We start from the raw sequence: 698 nt of genomic DNA on the forward strand, positions 1-698 counted from the left end.
TCAAATCACCTTGAGCTGCGTTAGTTGACGACTGTCGTGGTGAGCGTCAAGGAAAAGGCGGTGTAAGAGCCGTCAGATGGGGACCAGAAAGCCGAACGTGAGTGAACCGCTGATGATATGTCGAGATTTAGGTGACGGCGTCGAAACCGGGGTGTCAATGCGACTCCGGGATGAGTCTGGCGGGTGCCCGTTTATTGGCCAGGTGGCGTCCGGCATGCAGGCGGCGGGATTCTGGTCTGCTGCTCCTGTACGGAACGTGAGAAGGTGTGCGTCGATACTGGATCCACCGGGCGAAATGACGGTGGTTTCGAGAGGGAGTGCGTCGAGCGGCGGGAACCGTGAGGCGTTGAGTACCGATGCGACGCGCGCTGGCGGACCGACTCGTAGTAGTGATGAAGCTTCTGTAATGGGAGTGGAGCGAAGGGGTCGGCTCATCTGTGTTTTGCGCACACGAGCAACCGGAGGATATTTCTCCGGGAGGACGAGCAACCAGAGTACTCTTCTGGGAGGACACGAGTGGGCAAGTCAGATCCGGAAAGTAAGCCGTTTCAGATATCGAAGCGACTGGTGTGGGAGGCGTACGAGAACGTCAGGGATAACAAGGGTGCCGCCGGGGTGGATGGGTGGTCCGTTGAGGACTTCGAGAAGGATCTGAAGAACAACCTGTACCGAATCTGGAACAGGTTGTCCTCGGGGAC

At 57.9% G+C, this 698-nt stretch carries 1 pseudogene; it reads left to right on the forward strand.

The window, feature by feature from the left end:
* Positions 1-516: 516 nt before the first annotated feature.
* Positions 517-698: pseudogene (locus tag MXD60_RS26265) on the forward strand (group II intron reverse transcriptase/maturase); the annotation flags it as partial.

Source organism: Frankia sp. AgB32 (genome assembly GCF_023243045.1).
GTDB lineage: Bacteria > Actinomycetota > Actinomycetes > Frankiales > Frankiaceae > Frankia.